Annotated in this window: 4 protein-coding genes and 1 pseudogene; 2 read left to right on the top strand and 3 right to left on the bottom strand. The window is 49.7% G+C overall.

Annotation, left to right across the window (positions count from 1 at the left end; translation table 11 throughout):
* Together B3D59_RS08220 and B3D59_RS08215 are read left to right on the top strand one after the other, a co-directional pair.
* On the top strand, positions 1 to 470 hold a 470-nt coding region (locus tag B3D59_RS08220), incomplete at its 5' end, for an alkaline phosphatase (protein WP_286818882.1).
* A 72-nt stretch (positions 471 to 542) separates the two neighbouring features.
* A complete protein-coding gene (locus B3D59_RS08215; protein WP_286818881.1) occupies positions 543 to 1,688 on the top strand; it encodes a YibE/F family protein in 1,146 nt (381 codons plus the stop codon).
* 80 nt (positions 1,689 to 1,768) lie between these two features.
* Here the strand turns inward: B3D59_RS08215 and B3D59_RS08210 are convergent, their stop codons facing one another.
* From B3D59_RS08210 to B3D59_RS08200, 3 genes and pseudogenes are all read right to left on the bottom strand, one after another.
* Positions 1,769 to 3,112: a M48 family metalloprotease gene (locus tag B3D59_RS08210; RefSeq protein ID WP_286818877.1), complete on the bottom strand. Its 1,344-nt coding sequence runs from the start codon at positions 3,110 to 3,112 to the stop codon at positions 1,769 to 1,771.
* A 197-nt stretch (positions 3,113 to 3,309) separates the two neighbouring features.
* Positions 3,310 to 4,557 (bottom strand): type II secretion system inner membrane protein GspF, encoded by a 1,248-nt coding sequence (gene gspF, locus B3D59_RS08205; RefSeq protein WP_286818867.1) that lies wholly within the window; start codon positions 4,555 to 4,557, stop codon positions 3,310 to 3,312.
* A gap of 37 nt (positions 4,558 to 4,594) precedes the next feature.
* Positions 4,595 to 4,797: pseudogene (locus B3D59_RS08200) on the bottom strand (hypothetical protein); the annotation flags it as partial.

Genomic DNA, 4,797 nt, shown 5'->3' with positions numbered 1-4,797 from the left:
CGTACGGTGCTCACTACGAAAAACTTCTTGGCCAGACCAACAGCTTCGTTTATTTTGACCAGGAGGAATTGCCTAAGTTTGTCTGCCGGGGTAGCCTGTCTGCCGATTCGGATATGCTGGAAAAAATTTATGAAAAGTTCGGCCTTGTTTACAGTGATCTGAACGACTATCAAAAAGAAAAACTGGATGACGCCTATGTACAATCCGTATGCGGAGGCAATACCAACAGCGAGGCAAAAAACACCTACCTCTATGGTGGTTATGAAGCTTTGACCGTAACTTTAACTCATATCCTCAACGAAAACGCAAGTATCGGCTGGACCTCATACTCTCACACCGGTGTACCCGTGTCTGTTTTTGCAACCGGCGCGGATGCCGAACTTTTCAACGGTTTCTATGACAATACCGATATTGCCAAAAAAATTGCCAAGGCTTTAAATGTTCATGAAAGCCTGCCTGTTCTCAAGTAATCATTTGTACAGATAAACGAAAATAGAGCGGCGCCCCAAGTGGACGCCGCTTTCACTTTTGGGGGAAGGGTTATGCGTTCAAACGAAAAAAATGAATGGCTGTTTTTGCTGATCATAGCAGCCATTACCATTGGGCTGATGTTTACGGACCTGGTCAAAAGGCCGGCTTCGTATGAATCCCGGCACTGCAGGGCAAAGGTTTTGTCCGTAGACAACAGCCTGGTAAAGACCAACCTGATCGTTAAAACCGAAGAGCAGCTTCTGACCGTAAAATTTTTGGGTGGTCCGGACCGCGGCCAGAAATTGGAGATCGCCAACCTGCTTACCGGTAAGATGGAGTTTGATGAGATCTACCAGACCGGTGATGTCATTTTAGTGGAGTACAGCTACGGTAAGGACGGCAGGCCCCGCAATGGGCTAACACGAGGGCATTACCGGCTGCGCCTTGAGATTGCCCTGATCACATTGTTTGGTTGTTTGCTTTTGCTGGTGGCGGGCAAGACCGGTCTCAAAGCTATGCTTTCATTTGTTTTTGTGGCCGTGGTGCTGTGGAAACTTTATTTTCCTTTGTTGCTTTTAGGGTATCCACCCCTGTCAATCGGGGTTGGGATCGTGGCGTTGCTCACAGCGGTGATCACCCTGAGCGTGGGCGGGTTCAACCGGCGAGGGTTGGCTACCTTTGCCGGTTCCATGATGGGGGTGTTGTTTACCTGCGGCCTGGCGATCTGGTTTACTTCGGCCTTTCATCTTCATGGCGCAGTAAGGCCTTTTGCCGAGACCCTTCTCTATTCGGGGCACTATGATTTGAACCTGACCCATATTTTTATTGCCAGTGTGTTCATCGCCTCCTCCGGAGCGGTCATGGATCTGGCCATGGATATTGCGGCCAGTATGGGGGAACTGAAACACAAACACCCCGATATCGGTTTTCTGGAGCATATGCGCTCAGGTCTGCGGGTGGGAAGGGCCGTCATCGGCACCATGACCACCACCCTGCTTCTGGCCTATACAAGCAGTCACATTGCCATGTTTATGCTTTTTATCGACAAGGGACTGCCCGCAGCCAACCTTTTAAACGCGCCTTTTGTGGCAGCGGAAATTTTAAATATTCTGGTGGGCAGTTTTGGGCTCGTCACTGTGGCACCTTTTACGGTTCTGGTGTCCGGCCTGCTTTTCAGGGGCAAAACGGCCGTCCCGGGAACGGCTTGTCCGGATTGATAGGGCAGGCGTTGGCTCCCGCATGATGATTCTTTAAACTGGTTTTTCCCCGGCAGAACGGTTCCTGTGTCGTTTGTTCTCTATTCAATATAATTCCATTCTTTAAGCCGTTTATACGCATACTGGCTGTACTTATTTGACGCATAATTAATCGCTTTGATGTAGGCCGAATATTCCCGGGCTGCCGCCTCTTTTCTGCCTGCCATGTCAAGGGCGTAGGCCTGGTAAAATGTCGTTTGGGGATTTCCCGGCAGCAGTCTGCTGCATGCAGAAAAATCATTATAGGCCTGCATGGGTTTCTTTAAAGCCAGATTGGAAAGCCCTGAAATATAATGTCCCTGGTTTTCCAAGGGAAACAGCTGCTTGGCAAGCCCGGCATGGTATGCGGCGTCCTGATTCTTTTTTTGGATCAGCAGGCATTTGGCTGTCATCACCTGGGCCGTATAATCATTGTCTTTTAATCTGAGTGCAGACATCAGCGCATTTTCGGCCTGGTCATACTGTTCCTTGGCCATGAACTTATCTGCCTCCTGGAGCTTGGCAATCATCTTTTTCAGCGACCTTAAATTCGCTGTGTGATCCATATACCGCTCGCGGTACAGGCTCAGCGAGTGGGTGCCCCGGTATATTCCGCTGTCCCTGTCCCTGGCAGAGTCCAGCCGCTCCCGGCTCATGGGATGGGTGGCAAACAGCATCTGCGTTGAACTGGTTTTTGTGGTATTCATTTCGTTGAGCATTTCCATAAGGCCGGTAAACCCTTTGGAGTTGTGTCCGGATTGGGTCATGTACTGGTGCCCTAATGCATCAGCCTCACGTTCGTTATCCCGTGAGTATTTTGAAAGGAACAGCCCCTGTCCCAGGCCTCCAAGCTTCTGAGTCCAATCACCCAGTCCCGAACCCTGGGTCTCTGCTGCCACTGAAAGACCTGCCAGCAGAATGGACGAAATCTGTCCTTTGGATTGCTGTTCGGCCGTATGCCGGGCATTGATATGCCCCAGTTCGTGCCCCAGAAGTGAGGCCAGCTCCGCCTCATTATCAAGCTCCAGTAAAATCCCCCGGGTCACGGCGATGGATCCGCCGGGGAAGGCATAGGCATTTATATAGGTGGCATTGACCACCTGAAAATTATAGGGCATGTCGGGCCGGTGTACCTGGGGGAGCATGGATTTGCCCACGCCGGAAATATACCGGTTCAGTTCTTTATCCTGGGTTACACCGTAGTCCGAAGAAAATTGAAAGGGCGAATGTTGTTTATCCAGGGATATTTCCTGATCCCGGCTCATGAGCATCAACTGTTTTTGTCCTGTGACCGGATCAATGGCGCACCCCTGGAAAAGTCCCGCCCCTGCCAGGGTTACGGCCGCTGCTGTGCAGCTGTGCAAAAAGTCGCGTCGGGTCATTCCCGTGCTTTCAATCTGTTTCATAATCCTCCTGTTATGTCGACACTATTATAAATTTTGCTTAAGGTTTTACGCATCCGGCTTTTTGGATGCAACCCGGATACTTTTTCAAAGAACTATACGGGATTTAGCAAAATGAACCGGCTAAAGAAATCTTATCTCCCAAACCTGAAGGATTGGGTTTTACGGCTTAAAGGCCAAACTATAATTTATCGGCCACCTCATCCTATTAACTGATTGATTTCAAATATTGGCAAACAAACCGCAAGGATGATAAATCCGATCACCACGCCCATGATAAGAATGATCAAAGGCTCGATGATTGAGGTGGCTGCTGTTATGGCTGTCTGAACATTTCTTTCAAACAGTTCTGCTGATTTTTCCAGCATTTTTTCCATTTCACCGCTTTTTTCTCCCACCTTGATCATCTGGGCCGCAAGGTTCGGAAAGGCTGAATTTTTTTCCAGAACAGAACCAAGACTGCCGCCTTGTTCCACTGTCTGGGCACATTTTTCGATCAGCTCGGCAATCACCCGGTTGCCGGAAATGGTTCTGGTAATCCCCAGGGCTGTTAAAAGCGGCACCCCGTTGTCAAGCAAAGATCCTAATGTCCTGGAAAATCGGGATGCAATCAGCTGTCTGGTCAGGTTGCCGGAAACCGGCAGGGATAAAATGATCCGGTCCAGAATGCGCCCCCCCCTGTCGGTTCTTCGGATGCCGTACAGGCATAATAGGGCGAAAAACGGTGCAGGAATGATCAGCCACCACCACGCTTTTACCATGCCGCTGATACCAAGAAGCATCTGGGTGGGCATGGGCAGGTCATGGTTCATATCCGTAAAGATTTTTGTAATATTGGGGACAATAAAGGTCAAAAGAAACACAAGTACAAGAAATCCAATGACCGCCATGAATAAGGGATAGGCAAGAGACGCTTGGATCTTCTTTTTTGTCTCCTCTCTTTTCTCACTGAAATCGGCCAGCCGTTCCAGCACAACCTCTAAGGTGCCCGAGGCTTCGCCTGCTTTGACCATGTTTATGTATACCGCAGAAAAGACCTGGGGGTGGGCACCTAGCGCATCGGCAAAGCTGTTGCCCTCTTCAATGGCGTCCTTGATCCTGGACAGGACGCGCTTAAACGCCTTGGTTCTGCTCTGGGGCACCAGGGTGGCAACGGCTTTGAGCAAGGGAAATCCCGCTGTAAGAAGCGTGGCCAGCTGGCGTGTGATCATGCTGATTTCCGAAGATTTTACAGAAGAGAAAAAGGATGGCAGGTTAACGTTTTTTCCCATGGATGCCTCTTTTTTCGTTTTAATGCGGCCGGCGCCTGATTCAATTCGCTGAATTGAGATGGGGAAAATGCCTTTTTGTTTCAAATCATCCTGGGCGGCATCATGATTTTCAGCATCTATGATGCCTGATTTTTTTCTGCCGGAGGCAGTCAGCCCGTTATATTCGAAAATAGCCATATAAAATACTCTCCTTTATATCCCGGCCAGGCGTTGATCATACATGGCACCCGCACTGTCGTCGATCCGACATCCGTCTCTCCCGTATTTCGGCCAGGCGTTGATCATACATGGAGCCCACCCCATACTCATCCCTGCGCATGAATTTTTCCACAGCAGGTCCTATCAGCTGCATTTCCGGGTTTTCTCTTTGGACCTCCTGGGCAATGTGCATTTCCTTGGTGCAGCCGGTGGAGTAGG

Origin of the sequence: Desulfobacter sp. UBA2225 (assembly GCF_002348205.1) — a bacterium.
Classification (GTDB): Bacteria; Desulfobacterota; Desulfobacteria; order Desulfobacterales; family Desulfobacteraceae; genus Desulfobacter; species Desulfobacter postgatei.
This window is presented reverse-complemented; position numbering and strand designations above follow the sequence as displayed.

What these genes read in the sequence shown, in the direction of transcription:
- B3D59_RS08215 (WP_286818881.1), top strand. Translation starts at nt 543, where the DNA reads ATGCGTTCAAACGAAAAAAATGAATGGCTGTTTTTGCTGATCATAGCA.
- B3D59_RS08210 (WP_286818877.1), bottom strand. Translation starts at nt 3,112, where the DNA reads ATGAAACAGATTGAAAGCACGGGAATGACCCGACGCGACTTTTTGCAC.
- gspF (WP_286818867.1), bottom strand. Translation starts at nt 4,557, where the DNA reads ATGGCTATTTTCGAATATAACGGGCTGACTGCCTCCGGCAGAAAAAAA.